This window comes from Streptomyces sp. RPT161, from assembly GCF_027533845.1.
Lineage (GTDB): Bacteria > Actinomycetota > Actinomycetes > Streptomycetales > Streptomycetaceae > Streptantibioticus_A > Streptantibioticus_A silvisoli_A.
Genome location: NZ_JAPZVN010000023.1, coordinates 26073 through 40772, shown reverse-complemented (window position 1 = coordinate 40772; position 14700 = coordinate 26073). Strand labels below are relative to the sequence as shown.

The following is a 14700-nucleotide window of genomic DNA, read 5'->3' as shown; positions in this document are numbered from 1 at the left end:
CGGTTGCGACCAGCAACTCGGCAAGCTCAAGGGCGAGTCGGTGGCCGCAAACCGATGACCGGGTGTGATCTTTTTCGCGGACAAAAGCCACAGAAGTGGACATTTAGCCCTGGATTCGGTACTCCTCCAGTAGGCGCCGCCCGATGATCATTTTCTGGATCTCGGCGGTGCCCTCGCCGATCAGCAGCATCGGCGCCTCGCGGTACAGCCGCTCGATCTCGTACTCCTTGGAGAAGCCGTATCCACCGTGGATCCGGAAGGCGTCTTCCACCACCTCTTTGCAGTACTCGGAGGCGAGGTACTTCGCCATGCCTGCCTCAAGGTCGTTGCGCTGTCCGGAATCCTTCTTGCGGGCCGCGTTAATCATCATTTGATGGGCCGCCTCCACCTTGGTGGCCATCTCCGCGAGCTTGAACTGGATCGCCTGGTGCTGGGCGATCGGTTTGCCGAAGGTGTGCCGCTGCTGGGCGTACTCCACCCCCAACTCGAAGGCCCGGCGCGCCACGCCGCAGCCGCGCGCCGCAACGTTGACGCGCCCGACCTCGACGCCGTCCATCATCTGGTAGAAACCACGGCCGCTTTGGCCGCCGAGCACCCGGTCCGCCGGAACGTGTACGTCCTCCAGCACCAACTCGGTGGTGTCCACGCCCTTGTAGCCCATTTTCTCGATCTTGCCGGGCACGGTGAGGCCGGGGACCTTGGTGTTCGGGCCGAAGCCCGGCTCCTTCTCGATGAGGAAGGTGGTCATCGACCGGTGCGGCGGGGCGCCTTCCGGCTGGCCCTCGTCGGTGCGGCACAGCACCGCGACGAGATTTGAAGAACCGCCGTTGGTCAGCCACATCTTCTGGCCGTTGATGACGTACTCTTCACCGCTTCGGACCGCCTTGGTGCGAATGGCGGAAACGTCGGAGCCGAGCCCCGGCTCGGACATCGAGAACGCGCCGCGGATATCACCGGTCGCCATCTTCGGCAGGAAGTGGTCCTTCTGCTCCTGCGTACCGTGCTGCTTGAGCATGTAGGCGACGATGAAATGGGTGTTGATGATGCCGGAGACGCTCATCCACCCACGGGAGATCTCCTCGACGCACAGCGCGTAGGTGAGCAGGGATTCCCCGAGCCCCCCGTACTCCTCGGGGATCATCAGGCCGAAGACGCCCAACTCCTTGAGTCCCTCCACTATCTGCGTGGGGTACTCGTCGCGGTGTTCGAGTTCGGTCGCGACCGGAAGGATCTCCTTGTCCACGAAGTCCCGGACGGTGGACAGGATCTCGCGCTGGATGTCGGTCAGGCCCTCGGTCTGCTGGAGGCGGCTCATGGTCTACTTCTCCTGGGCGTTGAGCTCGGGGCGGCCGGGCTGCTCGCCGCCGCGCTCCTTGATGTACGTGGCCGTGGGGACCATGACCTTGCGGCGGAAGACGCACACCAGCGTGCCGTCCTGCTTGTAGCCCTTGGTCTCCACGTAGACGATGCCCCGGTCGTTCTTCGACTTCGACTCCCACTTGTCGAGCACGGTCGTCTCGCCGTAAACGGTGTCGCCGTGGAAGGTCGGTGCCACGTGCCGCAGCGACTCGATCTCCAGGTTGGCGATCGCCTTTCCGGAGACATCGGGCACCGACATGCCCAGCAGCAGGGAGTAGATGTAGTTGCCCACCACGACGTTCTTGCCGAAATCGGTGGTCCGCTCCGCGTAGTTGGCGTCCATGTGCAGCGGATGGTGGTTCATGGTGAGCAGACAGAAGAGGTGGTCGTCGTATTCGGTGACCGTCTTGCCGGGCCAGTGCCGGTAGACGTCCCCGACGGTGAACTCCTCGTAGGTGCGGCCGAATTGCATGGGGTCTAAGCCTCCTGGAGCGAAGCGGAGTTGGTCACGGGGGCAGCCCCCAGGCTTCCGAGACCGTATCCTCGGCGGATCTCGTCCACAATCCTGCCGATCATCTCGGTGATGCCGAAGTCCTTCGGCGTGAAGACCGCTGCGACGCCCTTCGCACGCAGGGCCTCGGCGTCCGCCGACGGAATGATGCCGCCGACGATCACCGGCATGTCCTCCACCCCCGCGGCGCGCAGCAGCCGCAGTACCTCGGGGACGAGTTCCAGATGCGAGCCGGACAGGATCGACAGCCCGACGCAGTGCACGTCCTCGGCCACTGCGGCCGTGACGATCTGCTCGGGTGTGAGCCGGATGCCCTGGTAGACGACCTCGAATCCCGCATCACGCGCGCGAACCGCGATCTGCTCGGCACCGTTGGAGTGTCCGTCCAGGCCGGGCTTGCCGACCAGCAGCCGCAGCTTGCCGACCCCCAACTCGTCTGCTGTGGCCGCCACCTTGTGGCGCACCTCGGCCAGCGGCGTGCCCGCCTCCGGGGCGACCGCGACGGGCGCGCCGCTCACCCCCGTGGGGGCGCGGAACTCGCCGAAGACGGCGCGCAGCGCGAAGGACCACTCGCCCGTGGTGACCCCCGCACGGGCGCACTCCAACGTGGCCGCCATCAGGTTGGCGTCGGTGGCCGCGGCCTCCTTGAGCGCCGAGACGGCCGCCTGGGCGCGAGCCTCGTCGCGCTCGGCCCGCCAGCTGCCCACGGCCTTGACCACGAGCGCCTCGTTGGCCGGGTCGACGGTATGGATGGCGGTGTCCAGGTCCGCGGTGAGCGGGCTGGGCTCGGTGCCCTCGAAGCTGTTGACCCCGACGATCTTGTCCTCACCGGACTCGATACGGGCCCGGCGCAGCGCGTGCGAGGCGACCAGCTGGGACTTCAGGTAGCCGGACTCCACCGCCGGGATGGCGCCGCCCATCTCCTGAACATGTTCGATCTCGGCGGCGGCGGCCTCGACGATCTCGTCGACCTTGGCCTCTATGACATGGCTGCCGCGGAAGATGTCCTCGTACTCCAGCAGGTCGCTCTCGTGCGCCAGGACCTGCTGGATGCGCAGCGACCACTGCTGGTCCCAGGGGCGCGGCAGACCCAACGCCTCGTTCCACGCGGGGAGTTGTACGGCGCGGGCGCGGGCGTCCTTGCTGAGGGTGACGGCGAGCATCTCCAGCACGATGCGCTGGACGTTGTTCTCCGGCTGGGCCTCGGTCAGCCCGAGCGAGTTGACCTGGACGCCGTAGCGGAAGCGGCGGTTCTTGGGGTTGTCGATCCCGTACCGATCACGGGTGATGGTGTCCCAGAGGCGGGCGAAGGCCCGCATCTTGCACATCTCCTCGACGAACCGCACGCCCGCGTTGACGAAGAAGGAGATCCGGCCGACCACATCGCCGAAGCGTTCCGGTGGCACCTGGCCGGAGTCGCGCACCGCGTCCAGCACGGCGATCGCGGTGCACATCGCGTAGGCGATCTCCTGGACCGGAGTGGCTCCCGCCTCCTGCAGGTGGTAGCTGCAGATGTTGATCGGGTTCCACTTGGGGATGTGGTTCACCGTGTAGGTGATCATGTCCGTGGTCAGCCGCAGCGACGGACCGGGCGGGAAGACATGGGTGCCGCGCGACAGGTACTCCTTGACGATGTCGTTCTGCGTCGTCCCCTGGAGCTTGGCGATGTCCGCCCCCTGTTCCTCGGCGACCACCTGGTACAGCGCCAGCAGCCACATGGCGGTGGCGTTGATGGTCATCGAGGTGTTCATCTGCTCCAGCGGGATGTCCTGGAACAGCCGCCGCATATCGCCGAGATGGGCGACCGGGACCCCGACCCGGCCCACCTCGCCGCGGGCGAGGATGTGGTCGGGGTCGTAGCCGGTCTGCGTCGGAAGGTCGAACGCGACCGACAGTCCGGTCTGGCCCTTGGCGAGGTTGCGCCGGTACAGCGCGTTGGACTCCTCGGCGGAGGAGTGCCCCGCGTAGGTCCGCATCAGCCACGGCCGATCTTTCTGACGCTCACTCATCTGCGCTGTCCCTCAGACGTTCCGGAAGCGGTTGATGGCGTCGATGTGCTTCTCGCGCAGCTCGTGGTCGCGCACCCCCAGGCCCTCCTGCGGGGCCAGGGCGAGCACGCCGACCTTGCCCTGGTGGAGGTTGCGGTGCACGTCGTAGGCGGCCTGGCCGGTCTCCTCCAGGCGGTACGTCTTGGACAGCGTCGGGTGGATCTTGCCCTTGGCGATCAGGCGGTTGGCCTCCCAGGCCTCGCGGTAGTTGGCGAAATGGGAGCCCACGATGCGCTTCAGCGACATCCACAGGTAGCGGTTGTCGTACTCGTGGTTGTAGCCGGAGGTGGAGGCGCAGGTGACGATGGTGCCGCCCTTGCGGGTGACGTAGACCGAGGCGCCGAAGGTCTCCCGGCCGGGGTGCTCGAAGACGATGTCCACGTCCTCACCGCCGGTCAGCTCACGGATCCGCTTGCCCAGCCGCTTCCACTCGCGCGGGTCCTGGTTGTGCTCGTCCTTCCAGAACTTGTAGCCCTCGGCGTTGCGGTCGATGATCGCCTCGGCGCCCATCGCACGGCAGATGTCCGCCTTCTGCGGTGAGGAGACCACGCAGATCGGGTTTGCGCCGCCGGCGAGCGCGAACTGCGTGGCGTAGCTGCCGAGGCCACCACTGGCACCCCAGATGAGCACGTTGTCGCCCTGCTTCATGCCCGCGCCGTTGCGCGAGACCAACTGGCGGTACGCGGTGGAGTTGACCAGCCCGGGGGAGGCCGCCTCCTCCCAGGTCAGGTGCTTGGGCTTGGGCATCAGCTGGTTGGACTTGACCAGCGCGATCTCGGCCAGACCGCCGAAGTTGGTCTCGAAACCCCAGATGCGCTGCTCGGGGTCGAGCATCGTGTCGTTGTGGCCGTCGGCCGACTCCAACTCCACCGACAGGCAGTGTGCGACGACCTCGTCGCCCGGGTGCCAGGCGTTGACCCCGGGTCCGGTGCGCAGCACGACGCCCGCCAGGTCGGAGCCGATGATGTGGTACGGCAGGTCGTGGCGCGCGGCGAGCGGCGACGACTTCCCGTACCGCTCAAGGAAGTTGAAGGTGGAGACCGGTTCGAAGATGGACGTCCAGACCGAGTTGTAGTTCACCGAACTGGCCATGACGGCCACCAGGGCCTCGCCCGGGCCGAGTTCGGGCACCGGCACCTCGTCGACGTGGAGGGACTTGCGGGGGTCCTTCTCGCGGGTGGTCAGGCCGGCGAACATCTCGGCCTCGTCCTTGTGGACGGTGACGGCACGGTACGACTCGGGCAGCGGCAGGGCCGCGAAATCGGCGGCGGTGACGGTGTGGGAGCCGCTGTCGGATGCGGTCGACGCGAGGATCGCGTCGAGGATGTCGTTCACTTTGGGGCCTCCGGCGAAGCGTTTGGGGACGCTTGAGGGAACGCTGGGGTCTCGGTGTGCCGTCGGTTCGGCGGTGGTGCGTGAGCGCGCTGTGGCGCGCTGGAAGTGCCCCCGGACGGGGTCTGGGGGAGCCTGTGACGCAGGCGTCCGGGCGCTTGGGGACAGACGGCGTGCGGAGGTTCGCTGCACGCCGCCCGCCCGGACACTGCCAGGTTATGGCACGGGGTGTCACTCGTAAAGACACTGCGTGCCATAAATTTTGGACGAGTTCCACGTGGACGCGACGCGGGCCGTGCATGAATGTGGCATGGACCGTGCGCGGATGTGGCACGGCCGCACCCGAAGCCGGGTGCGGCCGTGCGAGTTTGGGGGAGTTGCCGCTGGTCAGTCCAGGCCGGATTCCAGGGCCTTCTCGACGGCCCGCAGCACCTCGGTGGGCGAGGCGTCGGTACGGGCCACCGCCACCACCACCGCGCCCGGCCGGTCCTCCTGGGGCACCGGCGCCGCCGTCGCCGGGGTGGCGCGGCCCACGCCCATGCCGGTGCCGAATGTCTCCCTGATCACGTCGAAGGCGTGGTTCAACTGCGCCTCCACATCGCCCTTGCCGCCCGCCCGCAGCCAGCGCCGCAGCACATGGTTGTGGGCGGCCACCACCGCCGACGCGGCCACCTCGGCCAGCAGCGGGTCGTCATCGCCCGCGCGGTGCGCCGCCTCGTCGAAGTGGCCCAGCAGGTAGCGGGTGAACAACCGGTCGTAGCGCGCGACCGACGCGATCTCGTGCTCGCGCAGCGCGGGGACCTCGCGCGTCAGTCGATAGCGTTCCACGGACACCTCGGGCGACTCCGCGTACATCCGCAGCACTTCGGTGATACCGCGGCACACCGTGTCCAGTGGGTGCTCGCCCGGTTCCGCGCTGTCCAGTACCGCCTGGACACGGACCAGGGTGTCGTCATGGTCGGGGAAGATCGCCTCTTCCTTGGAGCGGAAGTGGCGGAAGAAGGTGCGCCGGGCCACCCCCGCCGCCGCGGCGATCTCGTCGACCGTGGTGGCTTCGTACCCCTTCGTGGAGAACAGGTGCATAGCGGCCGTGGCCAGGTCCTGGCGCACGCGGTGCCGCTGTGCGGTGGTTCGGGCAGTTGAGCGCGGCTGGGACATGTGGGGAACGTACTGCATTTCGGCAGGCGGTGCGCCCGGCGCCCCAGCTCGTCCGGCGCCGGGGGCCAGGCCGGGGAAGACCCCGGCCCACCCCTTGGTGTCGTCAGGCCCTGGCATATTCGCGGAAGCCGCGGCCGGTCTTCCGGCCGAGGCAGCCCGCGGAGACCAGGTTCTCCAGCAGTGGGGCGGGAGCGAGCCCCGGGTCACGGAACTCCCGGTGCAGCACCCGCTCGATGGCCAGCGAGACGTCCAGCCCGACGACATCCAGCAGTTCGAACGGGCCCATCGGGTAACCGCCGCCCAGCTTCATGGCGGTGTCGATCGCGTCCACGCTCGCGTAGTGCTCCTGAACCATCTTCACCGCGTTGTTCAGGTACGGGAACAGCAGGGCGTTGACGATGAAACCGGCCCGGTCGCCGCAGTCCACCGGGTGCTTGCGGATGGTGCCGCACACCTCGTGCACCGTGGCCCGCACGTCGTCCGCGGTGAGCACCGTGCGCACCACCTCGACCAGCTTCATCGCCGGGGCCGGGTTGAAGAAGTGCATGCCGATGACGTCCTGCGGACGGGAGGTCCCGGCGGCGATCTGCACCACCGGCAGCGACGACGTGGTGGTCGCCAGCACCGCGCCCGGTCGGCAGACCTTGTCGAAGGTCTCGAACAGCTGCTGCTTCAGGGCGAGTTCCTCGGCGATCGCCTCCACCGCCAGGTCGACCTGGGCGAAGGAGTCCAGCGACCCCGCCGCGGTGATCCTGGCCAGCGCCGCGTCCCGGTCGGCCGGCGTCAGACGGCCCCGATCGACCGAGCGGGCAAGGGACTTGGCGATGCGGGCGACGGCGGCGTCGGCCTTCTCCTGGCCGCGGGCGGCCAGGACGACCTGGTAGCCCGCCTTCGCGAAGACCTCCGCGATGCCGGTCGCCATGGTTCCGGAGCCCGCCACGCCGACGGTGCGCACGGTGCGGCCCGCACCCTGCCGCTGGCCGTCGCCCGGGGTCTGCCGGTCGGCGACCACCTCGTGGCTGCCGGGCTCGGCGTAGGTGTAGAAGCCGCGTCCGGCCTTGCGGCCGGTCAGGCCCGCCGCCGCCAACTGGCCCAGGATCGGCGCCGGTGCGTGCAGCCGGTCGCGGGAGGCGGAGTACATCGCCTCCAGCACCGTTTTCGCGGTGTCGACGCCGATCAGGTCGAGCAGCGCCAGCGGCCCCATCGGCAGCCCGCAGCCGAGCCGCATGGCCGCGTCGATGTCCTCACGCGTCGCGTAGCGCGCCTCGTACATCGCGGCGGCCTGGTTGAGGTAGCCGAACAGCAGCCCGTCGGCGATGAACCCGGGCCGGTCGCCGACCGGGACCGCCTCCTTGCCGAGCGCGCTCACCAGCGCGGTCACCTGCGCCGTGGCCTCGGGCGCGGTGAGCACCGTGGAGACCACCTCGACCAGCTTCATGGCCTGCGCGGGCGCGAAGAAGTGCAGCCCCAGCACCTGTTCGGGGCGCTTGGTCTCGGCCGCCAGCCGGGTCACCGACAGCGCGTTGGTGCCGGTGGCCAGGATCGCCTCCGGCTTGACGATGGCGTCGAGCGTGGTGAGGACCTCGCGCTTGAGCTCGTAGTTCTCCGGCACCACCTCGATCACCAGGTCGGCGTCGGCGGCGGCGTGCAGATCGGTGAAGGTGCGGAACCGGGCCAGCGCCTCACCGCGTTCGGCCGGGGTGAGCTTGCCGCGCTGCACGGCCCGCTCGGTGGAGTGCTCCAGGGCGGCGGCAGCCGCGGCGGCCGCCTGCTCGCAGCGTTCGATGCCGATGACCTCGTGCCCGGCGCGGACCAGGACCTCGGCGATGCCGGAGCCCATGGTGCCGAGGCCGACGACGGCGACGGTGCGCAGGGCGGAGGGGGACGGGGTGGACGGACGGTCCATCGCGAAACTCCAGGGGGTGTGCCCCGTGCGGGAACGGGGCGTGACGACTGAGGAGCTACCGCGCGCGTGTCGGCGAACACACACCTGCGGTGCGGGAGTTGGGGTGCCCTTCGGGCGCCTGCGCCCGGGAAGGCGGGCACAGGGGTGTCCGTGGAGCGGGTGGCGGGCCCTGTCCCGGGGCCGCGCCGCGATGCCGAACCGACGAGATACCGCGATGGTGCGGTGGTGCTGTGCGCGTGGTGGCTGCGTCACCAGGCCACCGTGCGCGAGAACCCTGACACCGCGGTCAGCGGTGCGCGGGCTCGTTGGTGCGAGAGTAACTCCTCAGTAACCTGGGCGCCAGAGGGTCGCCCATGTGAATTGGGCCGCGTTCAGATGAGCGCGGTAGCCGTGGATGCGCTCACAGCAGCGTCAGTTGCGTCGGCCCGGCCGGGGCGGCCACCTCTGGGGCCGCGGACTCGATGCGCCTGGCCGTGCCCGGGCGGGACGGGCCGATGCCGAACTCCTCGGCCAGTTCGTGGACTTGGCGGGTGATGCGGCGCTGGTACCACTTCGGTGCGTATGCGCTCTCCGCGTACATCGCCATGTACCGCCTGACGAGTTGCGGATGGCGCTCGGCGAGCCACTTCATGTACCACTCGCGCGCCCCCGGGCGCAGATGCAGCACCAGCGGCGTGACGGACGTGGCCCCAGCGGCGGCGATGGCCCGCACCGTCTCACGCAACTGGTCGGGGGAGTCGGAGAGGAACGGCAGGACCGGGGCCATCAGCACGGCGCATGGGATGCCGTGCTCATTAAGTTTCCGGCACACATCCAAACGCTTGTCCGGAGCCGGTGTACCCGGTTCCACGCTGCGCCACAGCCGCCGATCGGTGAACCCCACCGAGACGGCGGTCGCCACCTCGGTCACCCGCGCGGCCTGCTCCAGCAACTCCAGATCGCGCAGGATCAGCGAGCCCTTGGTAAGGATCGAGAACGGGTTGGCGTGGTCCCGCAGCGCGCTGATGATGCCCGGCATCAGCTGGTAGCGGCCCTCGGCGCGCTGGTAGCAGTCGACGTTGGTGCCCATGGCGATGTGCTCGCCATTCCAGCGCGGCGCGGCCAGCTCGCGGCGCAGCAACTCGGGCGCGTTGACCTTCACCACGATCTGCGAGTCGAAGTCATGGCCGGTGTCGAGGTCGAGATAGCTGTGCGTGTTGCGGGCGAAGCAGTAGACGCATCTATACTGCACTCTGTGACTCGGTTTCGCAAGGGCGCCATCTATACGCGCATCAGCAAGGACAGAACCGGCGAAGAGCTGGGCGTCCAACGCCAGGGCGAGGACAACAATGCCCTCGCGACCGCCCGCGGCATCCCCGTAGACGACGCCCACCGGTACGTCGACAACGACCTGAGCGCGACCAAGGGCGGCAAGCGCCCCGGCTACGCCGCGCTGATGGAAGCGGTCGAACGAGGCGAGGTCGACGTCATCATCGTGTGGATGCTCGGCCGATTGTGGCGCAACCGCCGCGAACGCGCAGAAGGTATCGAGAAGTTGCGCAAGCACGGTGTCAGCGTCCTGTGCGCCAAGGGCCCCGAGTTGGACCTCACCACCGCTGCCGGGCGTCTCCTGGCGGGCCTGCTGGGCGAGGTCGATACGCACGAAGTCGAGCAGAAGAGCGAGAGGGAGCAGCGAGCCATGCGGCAGCGCGTTGAACAGGGCAAGGCGCCGGGCGGCCCCCGCTGCTTCGGCTACGGCGTACAGACGGGCACGAAGAAGAAGCTCGATCAGAAGACCGGGCAGGAGATCGAAGTGCCGGTCTACGACATGACCAAGGTCGTCCCGGATGAGGCCCGCGAGGTCAAAGCGGCCTTCAACCAGCTCCTGGCCGGCGCCAGTGTCTCCGGAATCGCCCGCGGCCTGAACGAGCGGAACATCCCGAACCGCAACGGCAAGGCATGGTCACACAACAGTGTCCGCGGCATGCTCCTGAACGAGCACTACGCCGGGCTGCGCGAGTACCACGGCGACCTGTACCCGGGCGTCTGGCCCGCGATCGTCAGTGAGGACACCTGGCGGGCCGCCAAGGCCGTCCTGCTCGACGAGGGCCGTAAGACCAGCCCCGGCCCGGCGCGCCGCTGGCTGCTGTCCGGCATCGCCCTGTGCGGCATCTGTGATGACGGAACCACCGTCACCTCGGCCTACCGCGGCAAGTCCAAGACGAAGGGCCGCGAGAGCGAGATGGAGCGCATCTACCGGTGCCGTGACTCCAAGCATCTTGCCCGACTTGCCGAGCCGATCGACTTCATGGTCGAGGAGTACGTGACCGGCCGCCTGGCCCGTCCGGACGCAGTCGAGTTGCTGGTCGACGACGACCAGCCGAACATCGGCGAGCTGCGCGCCCAGGCGCTCGCCCTACGGGGCCGGTTGGACGCTCTCGCCGCCGAGTTCGCCGAGGACGACGACGCCGAGCCCCGCGAGTTCCGCGAGGCGTCCAGGCGTCTGCGGGAGCGGATCGCGGAGGTCGAGGCGAAGATGGCGCACCCTCAGCGTGCGCGGGTCCTTGCCGACGTCATCACCGCCGAGGACCCGTCAGCGACCTGGTATGACCTGCCACTCGACCGCAAGCGGGCCGCGCTCGACGTGCTCGTCACCGTCACGATCCTGCGTGGCAAGGCCGGTCGGCGTCCGTTCGACGAGGCCACCGTGAGGATCGAACCCAAGAAGCGCGACCAGGGGTAGGGGAGCCGCGGCTACTGGCCCTGCTGTTCGACGGAGGACTCGCTGTTCTCCGTTTGGAAGGCAGCCAAGTCGTCAGCAAGGGCCCGCAGAGCTTCCGCGTTCGGCGTGAACCTGTTCATATCGACGTCGTCTGCGAGTGCCCTGACGCGCTCCGCAAGCTTCGTCCAAATGCGAGCGTTGATCTCGGCTACATGCGCCACCTGGGCGGTAGCCGTCGGAACGGTTTCAATCAGCTTCAGCATCGGGTCGACTGCCCGGATGACTTGATCCTTTTGGCGAAGGTAGGCCAGGGGCTGAAGTGAGTGGGGGGCGGCTTCACGTCGGAAGCGGGCCTCGTAGTTCTCCCTGGCCTCCGCTGTCAGCTCGCCAGCCTCGCGACCGGCGTTAAGCGCCGGGTCCGCCGACGTGGGCAGTGTCGCCTCCCCGCACGCCCACCTCCACAGCTCTGAGCTGGCCGCAGGAGCGATCGCGCCGGTTGGCTGGTGAGTCTCGCTCAAGTTGGCGGGTAGCAGGAGCGCGTTCGGCGTTACTCCGAGGGCAACGGACAGCGCCGTCAAGTCATCGACGTTCACTCGGCGTCGACCTTGCTCAATCTTGGTGATTGCGTTGGCGATGATCGGGCGGCCGACGTGATCGAGGAGCTCCGCGAGCTGCTGAGTGGTGAGTCCGAGGCTTGTTCGTAGCCGCCGGACGTTCGCGGCGACCGTCTTGCCCGTCTCGTCGACGTCGTTCACTCGGCGCGTGGCTTGCACAGACGCTGCGGTGCCCTCGGCTTCTTCCATGTAAGCACCGTAGCCATTCTCTGACTCACCAGACAAGCTAACCCCCGCGTCTGCTTCTTAAAAAGAAGGAGAGTTCTTGATAGTTGCGTAGTAGCGCGCAATCGTGCCAAGCTTCCTCTGTCGCACTCTTCGTCTAGATAGGAAGCGACATGCTTGCTCTTTCCATCCCGCAGGTCGCCCTTGCAGCGGCGCCACAGGTCGGGGATGTGTGCCCAACGTGCCAGTGCGCGCGGCAGCCCCTAGCCGACGCGAAAGAGATCGCTGACTACCTCGGGGTTCCGCTCGGGACCGTCTACCGCTGGTCTTCCCGCGGTGGCGGCCCCCGCCTCATCAAGGTGGGGCGGCACCTGAAAGCCCGGTGGTCCGAACTGGAGTCGTACCTCGACGCCCAGACGATCGGCGCGGCGGCGTGACCGAAGAAGAGCGTCAGCGCATCCGCGCCTACGCCCGCGCCCTGGCCGCGCAGCACGCCGAAGAGGCGCCGCTCACCGCGGAGCAGCGCGACCGGCTTCGCATCCTCCTCCGGCCCGAGTCCGCAGCCCAGAAGCGCACCGCCGCCTGAAAACGGCGAAGGCCCCGGGGTCACCACACCACCGAGGCCGCTCGCCATCCAACCGTTCACCCCGCACCCACCGGACCAGCAAAGCCACGGGTGCAGAGATTGAGAGGTTCAACATGAAGGGTACGGCACCAGCAATCAGCGCCGCCACTGCCCCGGCCGCGCGTCACCTCCCCGTCCTCCAGCCCATCCGCTGCCAGATCAACGACTGGTGTGTACGGGCCCCGGGCCACACGTTCGGCTGCACCAGCGCGATCCTCAGCATCGACTCGTCCTCGACCGGCGACAGGCCGATCCCGCACCAGGTACTGCAGGCCCAGCTCAGCTACGACGACGAGATCGGCCTCACCAAGCTCGTGTTCGACGCCGGCGGTGACGACTGGGTCACCTACGACTCGGGCGACGAGCTGCGCGCCTACCTGGCGAAGGTGCGGCAGCACCTGACCCGCCTGGACGCGATCGCCGACCAGTACGACGCCACCATCGCCACCGAGGCCGCCCACCACTACCCCGGGCGGACCGCATGAGCGCGATGACGATCACCTTCCCCGAGCCCGTGACGCGGGACCTCGACGCAACTGTTCCGTCGCCCGCCCGTAAGGACTGGAACGATCTTGCCGTCGAGGCACTGAGGGCCTTCTGCACGGACCACGACATCCGATTCGTCGAACGCCACCACCCCGCGGAAGACGGTGGCAGCAACTGCATGTTCGGTGGTGACAAGAAGCACGCGTTCCGGCTGGTCGTCACCTCCGACTACGACCCGATCGAGGCGCTCGCGTTCGTCCAGCGCTGCCTGGAGAACGCCGCAACTGCCCGCAAGGTCGAGGCCATCCGCGACCTGCTCCTGGACGCTGGCCCCGATTTCGCCGACGTCGCCGCAGCGTTCATGCACCAGGCGATCTTCCACCGGTGCGCGCTGGAACGCGTCATGCCCGCCGCCCGCATCGAATACCAGCGGAGCCAGGCGTGACCGACCAGACCACCGCCGCGACGGCCGAGGCCCAGCGCCCCGGCCGCCCGGCCAGCCTGCACGCCGATCTCGACCGCGCACTGCGGCAGCGCATCCGTACCGAGCGTCGGGAGACCTTCGGCACCGGACGGCTCCGTACCCGCTACCGGCGCTGCTACGAGATCGCCGCACTCGTGTACGCCATCGACCGCACCTTGCCCGAGGGCAGCGTGCTCGTCCACGGCGACGCCTACCCCGTCGAACGCTCGACCGGCGAAGTCCTCGAATGCCACCGCGGCCACGCCTGGCTAATCCTCCCCGACCGCCGGGTGTGGGACCCGGTGACCTGCGAGACATGGAACGCCGACGAGTGGCAGGAAGCCGCCCAGCCGGTGAACACCGTCAGGTACGAGACCCCGGACCAGTACGCGAAGGCCCTCGCTGCCAACGGGTACCTCGCCGGACCCCTCCACCAGGAGGTGACCCGATGACCGACGACGAGCAGAAGAAGTTCGACCTGGCCGTCCGGGAACTCGCCAGCAGCTCCGGCAACTGGTACGCGCAATTCCAGGAGTCGCGTGCCGAGATGCAGCGCCAGCACCCGGAAGGGTTCGACGTCGTCCGCGTCGGTGAGCACGCCTGGCAGCAGCTCACACCGATCCAGCGGGCCCGCGCGCTCCCGGAGTTGTTCATCGCGTTCTACATGCGCGTGTACGAACAGGAGCGCCTGGAGCAGCTCAACGCCGCGGCAGACGAGGGCAAGACGTACCTCGAAGCCGACGATGAGCACTGGCTGCAGGAAGCCCTGATCGGTATCAACGTCACCGACCCGGACGCGGTCGCGAACGGTGTCCTGGCGAGCTGCCTGCAGAACGTGCTCAACGAACTCGACCTGCTGCGCCACCGCCTCGCCATGGCCAAAGGCGATCAGGGCGGTGACCAGTGACCTGGCAGTCCACCCTCGTCGAACCGGTCAGCGCCGAACGGCTGCACCTGGTGCAGGTCACCTGCCGCTGGTGCAAGTGGCGGTCGGTCACGGTCGACGCCAGCAGCGAACTCGGCCAAGCCCAGGTGCGCTCCCTCCGGCTCCGCCACGAATGCGCCCTCGCAGACCCCGAGGCGGCGTTCGACGACATCGTCGCCGGGTACGAGCAGGCATCCCCGCTGTACGCCGCTGTCCTGCAGATGGAGCAGCAGCACCCCGGCGACCTGCCCGTGACCATCGGCCTCAAAGCCTGGTCGCAGCTCGACGAACACCAGCAGCGGCAGTGCTTCAACGACCTGCTGCAGGCGTATGTCGAGCTGGTCCGACGCGAACGCGCCGAAGACGAAGGGGCCGAGTGACCCCGATGAAAACCGCCGCCGCCCCGA

General features: G+C 68.4%; 16 protein-coding genes. 8 read left to right on the top strand and 8 right to left on the bottom strand.

Translation table 11 applies throughout. The features are described from left to right. Positions 1–103: 103 nt before the first annotated feature. The 7 genes from O5O46_RS30010 to O5O46_RS29980 all read right to left on the bottom strand — a co-directional run bounded on the left by O5O46_RS30010 (position 104) and on the right by O5O46_RS29980 (position 9545). Positions 104–1315 carry an acyl-CoA dehydrogenase family protein gene (locus O5O46_RS30010; RefSeq protein ID WP_269858773.1) on the bottom strand — a complete coding sequence of 404 codons (1212 nt, stop codon included), beginning with the start codon at positions 1313–1315 and terminating at the stop codon, positions 104–106. A gap of 3 nt (positions 1316–1318) precedes the next feature. Beyond that, positions 1319–1831, bottom strand: a complete 513-nt coding sequence (locus O5O46_RS30005; RefSeq protein ID WP_269858772.1) for a MaoC family dehydratase — start codon at positions 1829–1831, stop codon at positions 1319–1321. Between the two features lie 5 nt (positions 1832–1836). After that, the gene (locus tag O5O46_RS30000) at positions 1837–3879 is read right to left on the bottom strand and encodes a protein meaA (RefSeq protein ID WP_269858771.1); all 2043 of its coding nucleotides are present in this window, start codon (positions 3877–3879) and stop codon (positions 1837–1839) included. Between the two features lie 12 nt (positions 3880–3891). Further along, on the bottom strand, positions 3892–5253 hold the full coding sequence (ccrA, locus tag O5O46_RS29995; RefSeq protein WP_443072661.1) for a crotonyl-CoA carboxylase/reductase: 1362 nt from the start codon (positions 5251–5253) through the stop codon (positions 3892–3894). A gap of 384 nt (positions 5254–5637) precedes the next feature. Continuing rightward, positions 5638–6426, bottom strand: a complete 789-nt coding sequence (locus tag O5O46_RS29990) for a TetR family transcriptional regulator (protein WP_443072660.1) — start codon at positions 6424–6426, stop codon at positions 5638–5640. 85 nt (positions 6427–6511) lie between these two features. Next, positions 6512–8314 carry a 3-hydroxyacyl-CoA dehydrogenase family protein gene (locus tag O5O46_RS29985; protein ID WP_269858769.1) on the bottom strand — a complete coding sequence of 601 codons (1803 nt, stop codon included), beginning with the start codon at positions 8312–8314 and terminating at the stop codon, positions 6512–6514. 400 nt (positions 8315–8714) lie between these two features. Further along, entirely contained in the window at positions 8715–9545 is an 831-nt protein-coding gene (locus O5O46_RS29980) for a radical SAM protein (RefSeq protein ID WP_269858768.1), read from the bottom strand. 3 nt (positions 9546–9548) lie between these two features. On the opposite strand from O5O46_RS29980, the gene O5O46_RS29975 reads away from it, so the two are divergent. Then, positions 9549–11036 carry a recombinase family protein gene (locus tag O5O46_RS29975; protein ID WP_269858767.1) on the top strand — a complete coding sequence of 496 codons (1488 nt, stop codon included), beginning with the start codon at positions 9549–9551 and terminating at the stop codon, positions 11034–11036. 11 nt (positions 11037–11047) lie between these two features. Here O5O46_RS29975 and O5O46_RS29970 read toward each other — a convergent pair whose 3' ends face one another. Beyond that, complete coding sequence (locus O5O46_RS29970; protein WP_269858766.1) at positions 11048–11818, bottom strand: helix-turn-helix domain-containing protein; 771 nt, start codon at positions 11816–11818, stop codon at positions 11048–11050. Positions 11819–11967: 149 nt separating this feature from the next. Between O5O46_RS29970 and O5O46_RS29965 the strand changes: the two genes are divergently transcribed. The 7 genes from O5O46_RS29965 to O5O46_RS29935 all read left to right on the top strand — a co-directional run bounded on the left by O5O46_RS29965 (position 11968) and on the right by O5O46_RS29935 (position 14673). Then, the gene (locus O5O46_RS29965; protein WP_269858765.1) at positions 11968–12231 is read left to right on the top strand and encodes a helix-turn-helix transcriptional regulator; all 264 of its coding nucleotides are present in this window, start codon (positions 11968–11970) and stop codon (positions 12229–12231) included. After that, entirely contained in the window at positions 12228–12380 is a 153-nt protein-coding gene (locus O5O46_RS29960; protein ID WP_269858764.1) for a hypothetical protein, read from the top strand. Before O5O46_RS29965 ends, O5O46_RS29960 begins: the two co-directional genes overlap by 4 nt. A gap of 113 nt (positions 12381–12493) precedes the next feature. Further along, entirely contained in the window at positions 12494–12904 is a 411-nt protein-coding gene (locus O5O46_RS29955; RefSeq protein WP_269858763.1) for a hypothetical protein, read from the top strand. Next, on the top strand, positions 12901–13350 hold the full coding sequence (locus O5O46_RS29950) for a hypothetical protein (RefSeq protein WP_269858762.1): 450 nt from the start codon (positions 12901–12903) through the stop codon (positions 13348–13350). The genes O5O46_RS29955 and O5O46_RS29950 overlap by 4 nt, the downstream gene beginning before the upstream one ends. Next, entirely contained in the window at positions 13347–13820 is a 474-nt protein-coding gene (locus O5O46_RS29945) for a hypothetical protein (RefSeq protein WP_269858761.1), read from the top strand. Before O5O46_RS29950 ends, O5O46_RS29945 begins: the two co-directional genes overlap by 4 nt. After that, the gene (locus O5O46_RS29940; RefSeq protein WP_269858760.1) at positions 13817–14275 is read left to right on the top strand and encodes a hypothetical protein; all 459 of its coding nucleotides are present in this window, start codon (positions 13817–13819) and stop codon (positions 14273–14275) included. Before O5O46_RS29945 ends, O5O46_RS29940 begins: the two co-directional genes overlap by 4 nt. Beyond that, positions 14272–14673, top strand: coding sequence for a hypothetical protein (locus O5O46_RS29935; protein WP_269858759.1), 402 nt, complete (start codon positions 14272–14274; stop codon positions 14671–14673). Before O5O46_RS29940 ends, O5O46_RS29935 begins: the two co-directional genes overlap by 4 nt. Positions 14674–14700: the final 27 nt, after the last annotated feature.